Here is a 16556-nt window from a genome sequence, read left to right on the forward strand (position 1 = left end):
TCGTTGGTGCGGCTTGCGCCGCACGGTGGGGAGCGTCAGGCCGCCAGGCGCTGCTCGATGGCTGCCTTGGTTTCCGGCAGTTCCTTCGGCAGGTGGTGCGCCAGCTGTTCGAACAGCTCGGTGTGCAGCTTCAGCTCGGCCTGCCACGCGGCCTTGTCGATGTTGGTGACGGTGGCGTACTGCTCGGCGCTGAAATCGAGGCCGGTCCAGTTCAGGTCTTCATAGCGCGGGCTCACGCCGAAGACATGGTCCACACCCTCGGCCTTGCCTTCGATGCGGTCGATGATCCACTTGAGCACGCGCATGTTCTCGCCGTAGCCCGGCCACACGAACTTGCCGTCCGGGCCCTTGCGGAACCAGTTGGTCGTGTAGATCTTCGGCTGCTTGGCGCCCGATGCTTCCAGCTTCTTGCCCAGGTCGAGCCAGTGCTGGAAGTAGTCGCTCATGTTGTAGCCCATGAAGGCCAGCATGGCGAAGGGATCGCGGCGCACCACGCCCACCTGGCCGACGATGGCGGCGGTGGTTTCCGAGCCCATGGTGGCGGCCATGTAGACGCCTTCGGTCCAGTTGCGGCCTTCGGTCACCAGCGGCACCGTGGTCGAGCGGCGGCCGCCGAAGATGAAAGCGTCGATCGGCACGCCGGCCGGATCGTCCCAGGCCGGGTCGAGCGCGGGGTTGTTGGTGGCCGCCACGGTAAAGCGAGAGTTCGGGTGCGCGGCCTTGGCGCCGGTTTCCTTGGCGATCTGCGGCGTCCAGTCCTTGCCCTGCCAGTCGATCAGGTGCTCGGGCAGCTTCTTGCCGGGCACGTCGTCTTCCAGGCCTTCCCACCACACGTCGCCGTCATCGGTGAGCGCCACGTTGGTGAAGATCACGTCGCGGTCCAGGCTCTTCAGGCAGTTGGGGTTGGTCTTGAGGTTGGTGCCGGGGGCCACGCCGAAGTAGCCCGCCTCGGGGTTGATGGCGTACATGCGGCCATCCTTGCCGGGCTTGATCCAGGCGATGTCGTCGCCGATGGTCGTCACTTGCCAGCCGTCGAAGCCGGCCGGCGGCACCAGCATCGAGAAGTTGGTCTTGCCGCAAGCCGACGGGAAGGCGGCGGCCACGTGGTACTTCTTGCCCTGGGGCGAGGTCACACCGAGGATGAGCATGTGCTCGGCGAGCCAGCCCTCGTCGCGGCCCATGGTGGAGGCGATGCGCAGCGCAAAGCACTTCTTGCCCAGCAGCGCGTTGCCGCCGTAGCCCGAGCCGTAGCTCCAGATCTCGCGGGTTTCGGGGTAATGAACGATGTACTTCGTCTTGTTGCAGGGCCAGGTCACGTCCTTCTGGCCCGGCTCGAGCGGTGCGCCCACGGTATGCACGCAGGGCACGAACTCGCCGTCGGCGCCGAGCACTTCGTACACGGCCTTGCCCATGCGGGTCATGATCTTCATGTTGACCGCCACGTAAGGGCTGTCGGAAAGCTCGATGCCGATGTGCGCAATGGGCGAGCCGAGCGGGCCCATGCTGAAAGGCACCACATACATCGTGCGGCCCTTCATGCAGCCGTCGAACAGCGGCTGCAGCGTGGCGCGCATCTCGGCCGGAGCCATCCAGTTGTTGGTGGGGCCGGCGTCTTCCTTCTTTTCGGAGCAGATGAAGGTGCGGTCTTCGACGCGCGCCACGTCGCTCGGGTCGGACGCCGCGAGGAAGGAGTTGGGACGCTTGGCCGGGTTGAGCTTCTTGAAGGTACCCGCGTCGACCAGCTTCTGGCAGAGGCGGTCGTACTCTTCCTTGCTGCCGTCGCACCAGTAGATGGCCTCGGGTTTGCAAAGCGCGGCCATATCGGCCACCCAGGCAATCAGTTTTGCGTTCTTGACGTATGAGGGTGCCTGAATGGCAAGGCCCTGCATCGTGGGTGCGTTCATCGGAAATCTCCTAAGTTGAAAAATCGTCTTTCCGAACGGGACGCCGCGCCATCGAGGCACGGAGGTCCGTTTGAGAAAACGTTTCGCGTTGGGAGACTGCGTCAACGCGGGCCGCAAAGCCCGCGGACGAAGACGCTAATGCCTGTCAGGCCAAATAGACAGCGATGGATGCAAGCAAAAGCATCAGCACGCCGCCGGCCAATGGCAGGACGATCGGCATCAGGTGCACGACCGATTCGACGGCGTCTTTTTCAACGGCGGCCGCGTGGTGCGGCTCGACGGGCGTAGGGTTGGACATTGAAAGTACCTCGAATACACAAATACAAAACTGCGGGCATTTTACCGATGGGCCCCGGCCCGGCGGTCTAGGGGCTTGCCAGGGCCCCTTCAGTGCTGCTCTTCGGCCTCGAAGCCCGCGTCGTGCAGCGCGCCCAGCACGCTGGCCAGGTGCGCCCGTCCGCGGGTCTGCAGCACCAGTTCGATATCGACATTCTGCGCTGCCAGCATGGTAAAGGCTCGTTGATGATGAACCTCATCGACGTTAGCGCCCGCTTCCGCCACAGTGGCCGTGATCTGGGCCAATGAGCCCGGCACATCGCGGGCGCTCACCCGCACGCGCGCCAACCGCCCGGCCCGCACCATGCCGCGTTCGATGATGGCTGCAAGCAGCAGCGGATCGATGTTTCCGCCCGAAAGCACCAGCCCCACGCGCTTGCCCCTGAAGCGCTCCGGATGCCGGATCAGCGCCGCAAGGCCCGCCGCGCCGGCCCCTTCGACCAGCGTTTTCTCGATTTCGAGCAGCATCAGCACGCCTTGCTCGATGTCGCCTTCGTCGACCAGCAGCAGGTCGTCCACATGCTTGGCGATGACTTCGCGCGTGAGCACGCCGGGCGTGCCGACCGCAATGCCTTCGGCGATGGTGCTCTTGCCCTGCAGGTGCTGCGTGCCCTTCACGGCATTCACCATGCCCGGAAAGCGCGTGGTCTGCACGCCGACGATCTCGATGCCGGGCCGACGGTCGCGCGCTGCAACGGCCATGCCGGCAATCAGCCCGCCGCCGCCGACCGACACCACGAGCGCGTCGAGATCGGGCACCACGTCGAGCATTTCGAGCGCCACGGTGCCCTGTCCCGCGATGATGGCTTCGTCGTCATACGGATGTACGAAGGTCAGCCCTTCGCGCTCGGCCAGTTCGAGTGCATGCGCGCGCGCCGCGTCCAGCGTGTCGCCGTGCAGCACCACTTCGGCGCCAAAGCCGCGCGTGCGCTCTATCTTGACGCCGGGCGTGAAGCGCGGCATCACGATGAGCGCGCGCAGGCCGAGCCGCTGCGCGTGATAGGCCACACCCTGGGCATGGTTGCCGGCCGACATGGCGATCACGCCGCGCGCGGTTTCCTTGCCGTCGCCCGCGGGCCCGTTCTCTGAAAGATCGACCAGCTTGTTGCACGCCCCGCGTTCCTTGAACGAGGATGTGAACTGCAGGTTCTCGAACTTCAGGAAGACCTGCGCGCCCACGATCTCCGAGAGCGTGCGCGACTCGACGCAGGGCGTATTGAGCACCTGACCCTGCAGACGCGCCGCGGCGCGCCGGATTTCTTCGATTCCGACCATGGCGGGCATTGTGGCTGGAATCGCACCATCAGGGTTTTTACCGTTCCGGCGTCTTCCCCAAGCTAAAAGTCTGCGTTATGGTCGCTCCAAGAAGTTCCTCGTCTGGAGGTTGTCCGATGGTCAAGCGTGCGGGTGTCGATGTCGTGGCTGCTGCGGTACGCGGGCAGGCATTGCCGTCGCCCGGGCTCAAGGGCGCGCCGGTGCTCGAGCTCATGTGCTCGCACTTCGTGCTCACGCTCGCCGCCAAGCAGGGGCCGCGCTTCAACGTGCGCCGCGACATCAACGGCCTGCTGTCGCTCACCGGCCGCCACCTGGTGTGGCCCGTTGCGGTGCTGCAGCGGCTGCGCGAATTTCTCGGCCGCCGCTGCGCGGGCAACGAGGCCTGGAAAGGCGTGGAAGATTTCGACGGCCGCACCCTGCTCGAGCGGCACGGCGTGTGGCGCGGCCCGTATGAAGAAGGCACGCTCTTCTTCTACCTGGACGAATACGCCAAGGACCACCCCAAGGACCTGCTCTCTGTGCTGGCCGTCACGCGCGACTGGCTCACGCATGCGCTGCGCAAGCAATCGACGCTGGTCGAAAAGAACATCGATGCGCTCGCGGGCCTCTTGCAGCTCAACAAGGCCGAGCGCGCGCTGCTGCTCTACGGCACGCTCGCGCGCTACCAGCGCGACCTGCGTTCGCTGCTGGTCGAGTTCAAGGTCAACAATGCGCCCGAAGCCTATGCGGCCATTGCCGACATTGCGGGCGTCAATGCGAGCGAAGTGGGCGAGGCATTGCGCGCGGGCTCGCGGCTCGAGCGCATCGGCCTGGTCGAAAACCTGATTTCCGAGCACAACATCACCGACCTGGCCGACCTCATGAAGGTCAGCGAAAAGCTGCCGCCGGTGCTGATGCGCGAGTACCGCGACCACAACGAACTCATGGCCGTGTTCACGCGGCCATCGGCCAAGAGCACGCTCACCACGCACGATTTTTCTTTTGTACAAGAAGACGCGCAGATGCTCGTCACGCTGCTGCGCGCCGCGGTGGCGCGCAAGGAGCCCGGCGTCAACGTGCTGCTCTACGGGCCGCCCGGCACCGGCAAGACCGAGCTTGCCAAGGTGGTGGCGCAGGCGGCGGGGCTCGAACTGTTCGAGGTCGAATACGCCGACCGCGACGGCAATTCGCTGAGCGGCCGCGACCGCTATCGTTCGCTGCAGATTGCGCAGGTGTTCCTCAAGGGCAGTGCGCAGGCCGCGCTGCTGTTCGACGAGGTGGAAGACGTGTTTCCGCCCATCAGCACCGAAGCCGCGCAGTTCATGGCCCGTGCCGAGCAGATTCCAGCGCCCACCAGCGGCAGCGTGAGCGGCAAGGCCTGGGTCAACCAGATCCTCGAAGCCAACCCGGTGCCCACGCTGTGGGTGACCAACCGCATCGAGCAGATCGACCCGGCGTTCCGCCGACGCTTTGCGTATCACCTCGAGCTCAAGTCGCCGCCGCCCGGCGCGCGCGAGCAGCTCATCATGAAGACGCTTGAAGGCATCGTGGTGTCGGAGGCTTTTACCGCCAAGCTCGCCGAACGCAAGGGCCTCACGCCCGCGCAGATCCGCACCGCGGTGCGCTTTGCGGGGCTCGCGCAAACCGAGGGCGCATCGATGGAAGCGCTGATCGAGCGGCAACTCAAGAATGCCGACCTCGCGCTTGGCACGCTCGACACCGGCCTGGGCGAGCGGCGCAGCGTGACCACCTACGACCTCGACATGCTCAATGTCGAAACCCGTTTCGAGATTCCGCGCATCGTGGCGGCCATCAAGGCGCGCGGGCACGGCACGCTGTGCTTCTACGGCGCGCCCGGCACCGGCAAGACCGCGCTGGCCGAGCACATTGCCAAGGCCATCGGTCGCCCGCTCATCATCAAGCAGGCCAGCGATCTCATGAGCAAGTACGTCGGCGAAACCGAGCAGAACATGGCCGCCATGTTCAGGGAAGCGGAAGCCGAAAAAGCCGTGCTGCTGCTCGACGAGGCCGACAGCTTCCTGCAGGACCGGCGCGGCGCGCAGCGCACCTATGAAGTGACCGAAGTCAACGAGATGCTGCAGGGCATGGAGCGCTTCAACGGCGTCTTCATCTGCACCACCAACCTGCTCGACCGGCTCGACCAGGCGGCGCTCAGGCGCTTCACGTTCAAGATCAAGTTCATGCCGCTCACCGCGGTGCAGCGCGAGCGCATGTTCATTACCGAGGCACTGGCCGGCGATGCGGCATTGCTCACCGGAGAAATCAAGACGCGCCTGGCACAAATGAGGCAGCTGTGCCCGGGAGATTTCGCGGCCGTGAAACGGCAGACGGATATTCTGGCGGTCGATTTTTCGGCCGCCGAATTCCTCGATCAGCTCGAGGCCGAGCACCGCATCAAGCCCGAAGTGCGCGAATCGCGCGGCATGGGTTTCGTGCAGTAGACCGTTGCAGAACACCGCCGTAGAACATCGCGACTGAAAAGCGGCAAACAAGAAAACTGTCCGCGGCAGCGGACACGAGGAGGGGCTCGATGAATTCACTCGAAGCGAACGCGCGGGAGAAGCCGCGCGCCACCGCCCGTGCGCAAGCCGCATTCGCGCTGGCCTTCACCGCCTTCGTTCTGGCGGCTTGCGGCGGTGGCGGTGGAGGAGGGGGCGGCGGTGGGCTGCCGATCTTCCTGCCGCCCGCCGCCACGCCCCCGCCAGCGGCGTCAATGACGACACCATCGTGGCCTCGTCCACCGTGGCCGGCCTGTGCGCCGCGCCGCGCACGGGCACCAACCCCGAGACCGGCACCGCCTACCCCGACAAGGTCGGCACGCTCACCGACGAAAAGCGCTGGGTGCGCGGCTGGATCGACGAAACCTATCTCTGGTACGGTGAAGTGCCGACCACCCTCAAGGCCGCCGACTACGCCACGCCGGTCGCCTACTTCAGCGTGCTCAAGAGCCCGGCCCTCACCGCATCGGGCCGCGCGAAGGACCGCTTTCACTACGTGTACGACACCGAGCGGTACCGGCAGCTCTCGGAGGCCGGCGTGGCGCCGGGCTACGGCATGGAGTTCGCGTTCGTGCGCAATTCGCGGCCGCGCGACCTGCGCATTGCCTTCACTGAACCTGGCTCGCCCGCCGCATCAGCCGGTATTGCACGCGGCGCAAAGGTGCTCGAAGTCGATGGCGTCGACGTCATCGAAGGCACCAACACCACCGTCATCAACCGCGGCATTTCACCCACCACCATCGGCGAATCGCACACCTTCAAGCTGCAGGAAGGCGGCACCACGCGCACCGTGACGCTGTCGGCCGCGAGCATCACGCGCACGCCGGTGCAGAACGTGAAGACCATCGACACCGGCAGCGGCCGCGTGGGCTACCTGCTCTTCAACGACCACATCACAACCTCCGAAGCGCAGCTCATCGATGCGGTCAACCAGCTGAAGGCCGGCAGCGGCATCCAGGACCTGGTGCTCGACATGCGCTACAACGGCGGCGGCCAGCTCAACATCGCGAGCCGTCTGGCCACCATGGTGTCTTCGCCGGCCGCCACCTCGGGCAAGACCTTCGAGCGCCTTGTCTTCAACGACAAGAACCCGTTTCACCTGACGCCGGCGCAAACGGTCATTCCGTTCCACGCCAGGAGCCGCTCGGGCGCCGAACTCCCCAGGCTCGGCCTTTCGCAGGTGACGGTGCTGGTCGGCCCCGACACCTGCTCGGCGAGCGAGTCGGTCATCAACAGCCTGCGCGGCATCGACGTCCAGGTCAACCTCGTCGGCGGGGCCACTTGCGGCAAGCCCTACGGCTTTTCTCCGCAAGACAACTGCGGCACGAGCTACTTCGCCATCCAGTTCCAGGGCGTCAACGCCAAGAACTTCGGCGACTATGGCGACGGCTTCGCCCCCAGCTGCACCATGGCCGACGATTTCGACCATGCGCTCGGCGATCCGGCCGAGGCTCGGCTCGCCGCCGCGCTGGCGATGCGCAACGGCGGCGCATGCCCCGCAACAGCTTCGACCAAGGCCCTGCCGGGGCTCGAGAAGCCTGAAGCGACCACAGAGCAACCCTACCTGCTCCATCGCACGCCGCTGCGCGAAATCCGCCTGCTCGATGCCGCGCCGGCCCCGGGCTGAGCGGTCTCGCACCATCACGGTTACTGCTTGAAACCATCCCCTTTACCGCTCTTTCGGCTCGCCTATTAGAGTTCAAGCAAACGTTTGCGCAATCGTTTGGCATTTAGTTCTACATGGCAATACCAACTCAAAGGAGCCGGGATGAAGATTCGGATTCAGCGACGCAAATGGATGGCCGCGGCCCTGCTTGCCACGGTGCTGTCGGCCTGCGGCGGCGGCGGTGATGGCAACGGCGGCATCGGGCTCGCCCCGGGGTACGGCGCCGCCCCGCCGCCCGCGCAGAAGATCATCATCGACAGCGACTACAACACCATGAGCGACGACGGCCAGCTCGGCGTCATGGCCGCCCAGCTGCAGGCCTCGGGCAAGGTGCAGGTCATGGGCATCAGCGTGGTCTCGGGCAACCAGTGGCTCAAGCAGGGCGTGGCCGATGCGCTGATGTCGGTGGAGCGCCTTGGCGTGGGCGACCGCATCGGCGTTTATGCCGGCGCGAACTACGCGTTCAACCACGACTACGCGACCATCGAGGCCGAAATGGCCGCTGGTGCGGGAGGCGATGGCTACCTGGGCGCATGGAGCGGCCCCGAGCCCAAGACCGATGCCGACCTGAAGCCCTCGCCCGACGGATTCGCGACCCGCACCGTGCTGCAGCGCAAGAGCGCGGTCGACTTCATCGTCGACACGGTGAAGGCCAACCCCAACGAGATCACCATCCTTGCCATCGGCCCGCTCACCAACATTGCGCTCGCGGTCAAGCAGAACCCCGAGATCGTGCCGCTCATCAAGAAGATCATCTACATGGGCGGCGCCATCGACGTGGCGGGCAACACCACCAAGTTTGCCGAGTTCAACTGGTGGTTCGACCCCGAGGCCGCGCAGTTCGTGGTGCGCCTGCCGATCCCGCAGGTGGTGGTGCCGCTCGACGTGACCGACACCGTGTTTCTCACCAAGCCCATCTACGACCGCATTGCGCACACCGCCAAGCCCACGCCCGTGACCGAGGTGTTCAGGCAACTCAACGGCTACGGCTTCAGCGGCACCAACGGCTTCGAGAACAACCCCAGCTACACGCAGAACATCTGGGACACGCTCACGCTCGCCTACCTCATCGACCCGAGCTACGCCACGCAAACGGTGGAGCGCTATGTCGACGTGGTCGCCCAGCCCGGCGCCGCACAAAACGGCCGCTCCATCGGCTACAGCGCGCAGCCCGCGGGGCCCACGCTGCAGAAGATGACCGTGGTGAAGAAGTTCGACAACGCGCGCTTCTTCGAGCTGTATGTCGACCTGCTCACGCGGCCGGTGCCGATCACACTGCCGCCGGCCAGCTGACCGATACGCGCCAGGCGGCGAGCCTAGAAAGCCGAGGCGACGCGCAGCACCTCGCTGCCGTAGGCTTCGAGCTTCTTGGTGCCGATGCCGCTGATGCCCTGCAGGTCTTCGAGCGTGGCGGGTGCGCGTTCGGCAATGGCCGCCAGCGTGGCGTCGTGAAAGATCACGTAGGCCGGCAGGTTGTGCTCGCGTGCCACTTCCGCGCGCCAGGCCTTGAGCGCCTCGAAGCGCTTCTTGCCGGTGTCGTCGAGCTTGGCGGCCGCCGGTGACGGCGCGCCCTTGGCCACCTTCTCGCGGCGCGGCTTGCGCTCGGCGGGCGACGAGATCGATTCGCGCAGCGTCACGTTCGCTTCGCCCTTGAGCACCGGGCGCGATCCTTCGGTGAGCTTCAGCGTGTTGAATGCCTCGGCATCGACGGCCAGCGCGCCCGTGGCGATGAGCTGCCGCAGCACGCCGCGCAACTGCACTTCGCTGAACTCCGCGCCCAGCCCGAAGGTGCTGATGCGCTCATGCCCGAACTGCTTGACCTTCTCGGTCTCCTTGCCGCGCAGGATGTCCATGATGTGGCCCGCGCCGAAGCTGATGCCGCTCAGTTGCTGCACGCGGTAGATGGTCGAGAGCAGCTTGCGCGCCGCATCGGTGCCGTCCCACACCTGCGGCGGGTTCAGGCAGTTGTCGCAGTTGCCGCAGGGTGTGCTCTTTTCACCGAAGTAGCCCAGGAGCCGCACGCGACGGCAGTCGCTTGCCTCGGCCAGCGACAGCAGCGCATCGAGCTTGCCGCGCATCACCTGCTTGAACTCTTCGCCCGCGGGGCTCTCGTCGATCATGCGGCGCTGGTTCACCACGTCCTGCAGGCCATAAGCCATCCAGGCATCGGCCGGGGCGCCGTCGCGGCCCGCGCGGCCGGTTTCCTGGTAGTAGCCCTCGATGTTCTTGGGCATGTCCAAGTGGCCGACAAAGCGCACGTCGGGCTTGTCGATGCCCATGCCGAAGGCGATGGTCGCCACCATCACGATACCTTCCTCGCGCAAGAACCGGTCCTGGTGCTTCTGGCGCACCGCGGCGTCCAGCCCGGCGTGATAGGGCAGCGCGTTGATGCCCGCGCCCTGCAGCGTCACGGCCACGTCTTCCACGCGCTTGCGCGACTGGCAATAGACCACGCCCGCGTCGCCTTCGTGCTCGCGCTCGATGAAGCGCAGCAGCTGCGTGGTCGCGTCTTTCTTCTCGACGATGGTGTAGCGGATGTTCGGCCGGTCGAAGCTGGAGACGAACTGCCGCGCTTCCTCCAGCTGCAGCCGCTCGACGATGTCGGCGCGCGTGAGCGCATCGGCCGTCGCCGTGAGTGCGATGCGCGGCACGCCCGGGTAGCGCTCGTGCAGCACCGTGAGCGCGCGGTATTCGGGCCGGAAGTCGTGGCCCCACTGGCTCACGCAATGCGCCTCGTCGATCGCGAACAGCGAGAGCTTGCCGCGCTCCTTCAGCGAATCGAGCTGCGAGAGAAAGCGCGGCGTGTTCACGCGCTCGGGCGCCGCGTACAGCAGCGTGATCTCGCCGCGCAGCATGCGGCGCTCCACGTCCTGCGTCTGCTCCCAGTCGAGCGTGGAATTCAAGAAGGCCGCGTTCACGCCGGCTTCGTGCAGCGCGCCGACCTGGTCGTGCATCAGCGCGATCAGCGGCGACACCACCACCGAGACGCCGCGGCCCGCGCGTTGCCGCGCAATGGCCGGAATTTGGTAGCACAGCGACTTGCCGCCGCCGGTAGGCATCAGCACCAGCGCATCGCCGCCGCCCACCACGTGCTCCACGATGTCCTGCTGCGGCCCGCGGAACTGCGAATAGCCGAAGACTTCGTGAAGGATGTCGGCGGGTGCGCTGCTGCTGCCGGGAGCGTCGAGGGGGAGGGGAGCGAGCGAGGACACGAGGGCAGGGGGCGAAGGGCGGGAACCGGGAAAAAGGGAGCGACCCCGGATTGTCCCCCAGTGGCATCGACATGACTGTGGCACGAGGTTTGCAATCGCAAAACCCGTCCCGCCGCTCTCCTGTATAGACAGCAATCTGGTGCATTTTCCTGAAGAAATGCACCGAAACGGCTCTCCCGGGTTATCCTGTATATACAAGTTGGGGCGCTTGGCAACAATGCGAGGCGCGCGTATCCCGCTATCAGGGGCGCATCGCCGAGCCTTTTCAGAGAACAGAACCAGGAGTACCCATGGTCAAGACGGTAATTGTGAAAGTCGCTTCCCTGCTGGCAGCAGGCGCATGTGCAGCAGGCATGGCCGGAACGGCCGCCGCGCAGGAAACCAAAATCGTGCTCGGCATGTCGGGCTGGACCGGCTTTGCACCGCTCACGCTGGCCGACAAGGCCGGGATCTTCAAGAAGAACGGGCTGGACGTCGAACTCAAGATGATCCCGCAGAAAGACCGTCACCTGGCGCTGGCCTCGGGCTCCATCCAGTGCGCGGCCACCACGGTCGAAACCCACGTGGCATGGAACGCCAACGGCGTGCCCATCGTGCAGATCTTCCAGATGGACAAGTCCTACGGCGCCGACGGCCTGGCCGTGCGCAACGACGTCAAGGGCTTTGCCGACCTCAAGGGCAAGGCCATCGGCGTGAGCGCACCCGGCACCGCGCCGTACTTCGGCCTGGCCTGGATGCTCAACAAGAACGGCATGACCATGAAGGACGTGAAGCTCGTCTCGCTCGAGCCGCAGCCCGCGGCGCAGGCCTTCGTGGCCGGCCAGAACGATGCCGCCATGACCTACGAGCCGTATCTCTCCACCGTGCGCGCCAATCCCGCCGCCGGCAAGATCCTCGCCACCACGCTCGACTACCCGATGGTGATGGACACCGTCGGCTGCGCGCCCACGTGGCTCAAGGCCAACGCCAAGGCCGCTCAGGCGCTCACCAATTCGTACTTCGAAGCCATCGACATGATCAAGGCCGATCCGGCCAAGTCGAACGAGATCATGGGCGCGGCCGTCAAGCAGACCGGCGAGCAGTTCGCCAAGTCGTCGGCCTACCTGCGCTGGTCGGACAAGGCAGCCAACCAGAAGTTCTTTGCGAGCGAGATCACGCCCTTCATGAAGGACGCGCAGGCCATCCTGCTGGAGTCCGGCGTCATCCGCAAGGCGCCCGACGACCTGGCCGCCACCTTCGACACCAGCTTCATCAAGTAAGAGCGAGCCAGCAGCATGGAAGCGACGCCTGTCATGAATTCATCCGAGCCGGTGGCGGTTCCCGCCCGGCTGGCGGCGGCGCCGGCGGCACCCGCCGCAGGCGCTCGCTGGCGCCGCTCGAACCCGTGGGCGCGCGTGCACGCTGGCTGCTGGGGCTCGGCTTCTTCGTGCTGTTCGTGGCGGTGTGGGCCTTCTTCACGCTCGGCGGCTTCGTGTCGCCGACCTTCCTGGCGAGCCCCGTCACCATGGTGAAGGAGGGCGTGCTGCTCTTCACCGAATACAACTTCATCCACGACATCGGCATGACGGTGTGGCGCGTGTTCGGCGGCTTTGTGCTGGCGACCATCGTCGCGGTGCCGCTGGGCGTTGCCATGGGCACGTGGAAGGGTGTCGAGGCCTTCTTCGAGCCTTTTGTCTCGTTCTGCCGCTACCTGCCGGCCTCGGCCTTCATTCCGCTCTTGATCCTGTGGGCGGGCATTGGCGAGGCGCAGAAGCTGCTGGTCATTTTCATCGGCTCGGTGTTCCAGATCACGCTGATGGTCGCGGTCACCGTCGGCGGTGCGCGGCGCGACCTGGTCGAGGCCGCCTATACGCTGGGCGCCAAGAGCCGCGGCATCGTCGCGCGGGTGCTCATTCCCGGCGCCGCACCCGGCATTGCCGAAACCCTGCGCCTGGTGCTGGGCTGGGCGTGGACCTACGTGATCGTGGCCGAACTCATCGGCTCTTCTTCCGGCATCGGCCACATGATCACCGACAGCCAGGCGTTGCTGAACACCGGGCAGATCATCTTCGGGATCATCGTGATCGGCGTCATCGGGCTGGTGTCCGACTTCGCTTTCAAGGCGCTCAACCGCCGCATGTTCGCCTGGGCAGCACTATGATGATGACGAACAACAACCAACTCTCCATCCAGGGCGTGTCGCGCGTCTTCACGGGCACCAAGGGCCAGAGCACGCAGGCGCTGCTGCCGATCGATTTCGAGGTGAAGGAGAACGACTTCGTCACCATCCTCGGCCCCTCGGGCTGCGGCAAGTCGACGCTGCTGCGCATCGTGGCGGGGCTCGACTTTCCGACCATTGGCCAGGTGCTGCTCGACGGCGAGCGCATCGAAGGCCCCGGCGCCGACCGCGGCGTGGTGTTCCAGAGCTACACGCTCTTTCCGTGGCTCACGGTGGCGCAGAACATCCGCTTCGGCCTGCGCGAGCGCGGCATGAGCGAGGCCGATCAAAAGGAACGCAGCGAGTTCTTCATCGCCAAGGTGGGCCTGCGTGGGTTCGAGAACCACTTTCCCAAGCAGCTCTCGGGCGGCATGCAGCAGCGCACGGCCATTGCGCGCGCACTCGCCAACGACCCCAAGATGCTGCTGCTCGACGAGCCCTTCGGCGCTCTCGACAACCAGACGCGCGTGCTGATGCAAGAGCTGTTGCTGGGCATCTGGGAGTCGGCGCAGAAGACGGTGCTGTTCGTCACGCACGACATCGACGAAGCCATCTTCATGGCCAACCGCGTGGCGGTGTTCAGCGCCCGGCCAGGCCGCATCAAGACGGAGATCGCGGTCGACTTTCCGCACCCGCGCCACTACACGATCAAGACGTCGCCCGAGTTCATGGAAATCAAGGCTCGGTTGACGGAAGAGATTCGTGCGGAGTCGATGGCGGCTGCGGAGCATTAGGAATGAAGCGGTGCGCTCTTGTTCGTCGTTGTGCGGGTTCGGTGCTCTGTTCAGGTCGCGCTCGTGAACGTTCGGGGCGCGTACCCGCCGACGGGGTACCTTTCTCCGCGAATGTCCCCCGGCCTGCGGCCTCCTCCTTTATTTCGCTGCGCAAGGCACCCCGCCAGCGGGTGCGTTGGACAGAGCGGTGGTTGATCAGCGGTACACCGGCAGCGTGCCCAGGTGCACAGGGCATCGGGTGCTCCGCGCAGCGAAATAAAGGAGGAGGGCGAAGCCCGGGGACATTCGCGGAGGGGAGTACCCGGTGGCCTGTGCACGCGCCCTGAACAACAGCGCCAAAAACAGCGCCAAGAACAACAGCGTGGATGGAGCGCTGACATGAAGCGCGACCTCCCTCCCTCGCGCTCTATGCGCAAGTCAAGGATCACATCTCCCGCAAGATCCAGGACGGCACCTGGCCCGCCGGCCACCGCCTGCCCTCCGAAAGCGAACTGGTTGCCCAGTTCGGCATCTCGCGAATGACCGTGAACCGCGCGTTGCGCGAGTTGATGGAACAGGGCCGCATCGTGCGCATGGCCGGTGTCGGCAGCTTTGTGGCCGAGAACAAGCCCCAGTCCACGCTGCTGCAGATTGCCAACATTGCCAGCGAAATCCGCCAGCGCGGCCATGACTACCGCTGCGAGATGTTGGCCGTGGAACGTATTGCCGCCTCGCCCGACGTGGCGGCCTGGCTCGACATGCGCGCGGGCACCTCGGTGTTCCACAGCGTCTGCCTGCACCTGGAGAACGACACGCCGGTGCAGCTCGAGGAACGGTACGTCAATCCGCAGGTCGTGCCCGACTTTCTCGAGCAGGACTTTGCCGCCGTTGCCCCCAGCGAGTACCTGGTGCGCAACGTGCCCTTCGACCAGATCGAGCACGTTGTCGATGCCGTGCTGCCCACCGCCGAGCAGGCCGGCCGGCTGGCGATGGAACCCACCGACCCCTGCCTGCTGCTCACGCGCCGCACCTGGACGCGCAACACGCCCGTTACCTGGGTGCGGTGCCTCCATCCCGCCTCGCGCTATAGCCTCGGCAGCCGTTTCAAAGCCGACGGCAACCCTCGTTCGGCTGATTTTTGTGTCGCGGAAACCGCAGGTCTTCTCTTGCAACCACTTGTATAGACAGGTTCATATGCCAACAAACAATCACACTCCCGCCACCCTGACTCTCACGCCCGGCAAGGTGGATCTCGCCATGCTGCGCCGCATCCAGGCCGGCGGCGTGCGGCTGGCGCTCGATCCGTCGGTGCAGGACGGCATGGCGCGCGCCGAAGCGGCGGTGCGCCACATCGTCGAGAACGACCAGGTGGTCTACGGCATCAACACCGGCTTCGGCAAGCTCGCGAGCACGCGCATCGGCAACGACCACTTGGCCGAGCTGCAGCGCAACCTCGTGCTCTCGCACAGCGTGGGCACCGGCGAGCCGCTGGCTGCGCCTGTCGTGCGCATGGTGCTGGCCACCAAGGCCGTGAGCCTGGCGCGCGGGCACTCGGGTGTGCGGCCCGCGCTGGTCGACGCCTTGCTGGCGCTGTTCAATGCGGGCGTGATGCCGCGCATTCCGTGCAAGGGCTCGGTCGGCGCCTCGGGTGATCTTGCGCCGCTCGCGCACATGGCCTGCGTGCTGATCGGCGAGGGCGAGGCGACCACTGCGGACGGTGCCGTGGTCAGCGGTGCCGAGGCCATGCGCCTCGTCGGCCTCGAGCCCTTCGTGCTCGGCCCCAAGGAAGGCCTGGCGCTGCTCAACGGAACGCAGGTGTCGACCGCGCTCGCGCTGGCCGGGCTGTTCGGCGCGGAAGACGTGTTCGCCTCTGCGTTGATGTCCGGCGCGCTCTCGCTCGAAGCCATCCAGGGTTCGATCAAACCGTTCGATGCGCGCATTCACGCCGCACGCGGCCAGCCGGGGCAAATTGCCGTCGCGGCCGCGGTGCGCACGCTGCTCGAAGGCAGCGAGATCGTGCCGTCGCATGCAGCGTGCGGCCGCGTGCAAGACCCTTATTCGGTGCGCTGCATTCCGCAGGTCATGGGTGCCTGCCTCGACAACCTCGCGCATGCCGCGCGCGTGCTGGTGATCGAGGCCAATGCTGCATCGGACAACCCGCTGGTCTTCACCGACACCGGCGAAGTGATCTCGGGCGGCAACTTCCACGCCGAGCCGGTCGCCTTTGCGGCCGACATCATTGCGCTGGCCGTGAGCGAGGTCGGCGCCATTTCCGAGCGGCGCCTCGCGCTCTTGCTCGACACCGGAATTTCGGGCCTGCCGCCGTTCCTGGTGCGCGACGGCGGCCTGAACTCCGGCTTCATGATCGCGCAGGTCACGGCGGCCGCGCTGGCTTCGGAGAACAAGTCGCTCGCGCATCCCGCCAGTGTCGACAGCCTGCCCACTTCGGCCAACCAGGAAGACCATGTGTCCATGGCCACCTTCGCGGCGCGGCGCCTGGGCGACATGGTCAACAACACGGCGGTGGTCGTCGGCATTGAAGCCATGGCGGCGGCGCAAGGCATTGAACTGAACCGAAACCTGAAGAGCTCGCCGCTGGTCGAAGCCGAGTTCGCCAACATCCGCCAGAAGGTCGCGTTTCTTGAAGCCGACCGCTATCTCGCGCCCGACATCGAAGCCATGCGCCAGTGGGCGCTCAAGGCCGAGTTGCCCGCCGCGCTTTTGAACATCCTGCCCAGCCACGCCTGAACACCGA

Annotated in this window: 10 protein-coding genes and 2 pseudogenes; 8 read left to right on the forward strand and 4 right to left on the reverse strand. The window is 65.9% G+C overall.

Annotated elements, in window-relative coordinates:
- Positions 1 to 35 precede the first annotated feature (35 nt).
- From M0765_RS09320 to M0765_RS09330, 3 genes are all read right to left on the reverse strand, one after another.
- Complete coding sequence (locus M0765_RS09320; protein WP_258503296.1) at positions 36 to 1904, reverse strand: phosphoenolpyruvate carboxykinase (GTP); 1869 nt, start codon at positions 1902 to 1904, stop codon at positions 36 to 38.
- Between the two features lie 145 nt (positions 1905 to 2049).
- Positions 2050 to 2202, reverse strand: a complete 153-nt coding sequence (locus M0765_RS09325) for a hypothetical protein (protein ID WP_185868078.1) — start codon at positions 2200 to 2202, stop codon at positions 2050 to 2052.
- Positions 2203 to 2291: 89 nt separating this feature from the next.
- Complete coding sequence (locus M0765_RS09330) at positions 2292 to 3515, reverse strand: threonine ammonia-lyase (RefSeq protein ID WP_258503297.1); 1224 nt, start codon at positions 3513 to 3515, stop codon at positions 2292 to 2294.
- Positions 3516 to 3631: 116 nt separating this feature from the next.
- Between M0765_RS09330 and M0765_RS09335 the strand changes: the two genes are divergently transcribed.
- The 3 genes from M0765_RS09335 (at position 3632) to M0765_RS09345 (ending at position 8972) form a co-directional block, all read left to right on the forward strand.
- Positions 3632 to 5956 (forward strand): ATP-binding protein, encoded by a 2325-nt coding sequence (locus M0765_RS09335; protein ID WP_258503298.1) that lies wholly within the window; start codon positions 3632 to 3634, stop codon positions 5954 to 5956.
- A 286-nt stretch (positions 5957 to 6242) separates the two neighbouring features.
- Positions 6243 to 7640, forward strand: a complete 1398-nt coding sequence (locus tag M0765_RS09340) for a S41 family peptidase (protein ID WP_258503299.1) — start codon at positions 6243 to 6245, stop codon at positions 7638 to 7640.
- A 141-nt stretch (positions 7641 to 7781) separates the two neighbouring features.
- Positions 7782 to 8972 (forward strand): nucleoside hydrolase, encoded by a 1191-nt coding sequence (locus tag M0765_RS09345; protein ID WP_258503300.1) that lies wholly within the window; start codon positions 7782 to 7784, stop codon positions 8970 to 8972.
- Between the two features lie 23 nt (positions 8973 to 8995).
- On the opposite strand, the gene recQ is transcribed toward M0765_RS09345, so the two are convergent.
- Positions 8996 to 10891 carry a DNA helicase RecQ gene (recQ, locus tag M0765_RS09350; RefSeq protein WP_258503302.1) on the reverse strand — a complete coding sequence of 632 codons (1896 nt, stop codon included), beginning with the start codon at positions 10889 to 10891 and terminating at the stop codon, positions 8996 to 8998.
- Positions 10892 to 11181: 290 nt separating this feature from the next.
- Between recQ and M0765_RS09355 the strand changes: the two genes are divergently transcribed.
- From M0765_RS09355 to hutH, 5 genes and pseudogenes are all read left to right on the forward strand, one after another.
- A complete protein-coding gene (locus M0765_RS09355) occupies positions 11182 to 12150 on the forward strand; it encodes an ABC transporter substrate-binding protein (RefSeq protein WP_258503303.1) in 969 nt (322 codons plus the stop codon).
- A gap of 15 nt (positions 12151 to 12165) precedes the next feature.
- A pseudogene (locus tag M0765_RS09360) lies at positions 12166 to 13031 on the forward strand (ABC transporter permease).
- Complete coding sequence (locus M0765_RS09365; protein ID WP_446751545.1) at positions 13028 to 13822, forward strand: ABC transporter ATP-binding protein; 795 nt, start codon at positions 13028 to 13030, stop codon at positions 13820 to 13822. The pseudogene M0765_RS09360 and the gene M0765_RS09365 overlap by 4 nt, the downstream one beginning before the upstream one ends.
- A gap of 389 nt (positions 13823 to 14211) precedes the next feature.
- Positions 14212 to 14985, forward strand: a pseudogene (gene hutC, locus M0765_RS09370) (histidine utilization repressor); the annotation flags it as partial.
- Positions 14986 to 14995: 10 nt separating this feature from the next.
- Entirely contained in the window at positions 14996 to 16549 is a 1554-nt protein-coding gene (gene hutH / locus M0765_RS09375) for a histidine ammonia-lyase (RefSeq protein ID WP_258503306.1), read from the forward strand.
- Positions 16550 to 16556 lie beyond the last annotated feature (7 nt).

This window comes from Variovorax sp. S12S4, from assembly GCF_023195515.1.
In the GTDB taxonomy this organism is placed as follows: Bacteria; Pseudomonadota; Gammaproteobacteria; order Burkholderiales; family Burkholderiaceae_C; genus Variovorax.

What these genes read in the sequence shown, in the direction of transcription:
- M0765_RS09345 (WP_258503300.1), top strand. Translation starts at nt 7,782, where the DNA reads ATGAAGATTCGGATTCAGCGACGCAAATGGATGGCCGCGGCCCTGCTT.
- M0765_RS09320 (WP_258503296.1), bottom strand. Translation starts at nt 1,904, where the DNA reads ATGAACGCACCCACGATGCAGGGCCTTGCCATTCAGGCACCCTCATAC.
- M0765_RS09335 (WP_258503298.1), top strand. Translation starts at nt 3,632, where the DNA reads ATGGTCAAGCGTGCGGGTGTCGATGTCGTGGCTGCTGCGGTACGCGGG.
- M0765_RS09330 (WP_258503297.1), bottom strand. Translation starts at nt 3,515, where the DNA reads ATGGTCGGAATCGAAGAAATCCGGCGCGCCGCGGCGCGTCTGCAGGGT.
- M0765_RS09355 (WP_258503303.1), top strand. Translation starts at nt 11,182, where the DNA reads ATGGTCAAGACGGTAATTGTGAAAGTCGCTTCCCTGCTGGCAGCAGGC.
- hutH (WP_258503306.1), top strand. Translation starts at nt 14,996, where the DNA reads ATGCCAACAAACAATCACACTCCCGCCACCCTGACTCTCACGCCCGGC.
- M0765_RS09365 (WP_446751545.1), top strand. Translation starts at nt 13,028, where the DNA reads ATGATGATGACGAACAACAACCAACTCTCCATCCAGGGCGTGTCGCGC.
- M0765_RS09325 (WP_185868078.1), bottom strand. Translation starts at nt 2,202, where the DNA reads ATGTCCAACCCTACGCCCGTCGAGCCGCACCACGCGGCCGCCGTTGAA.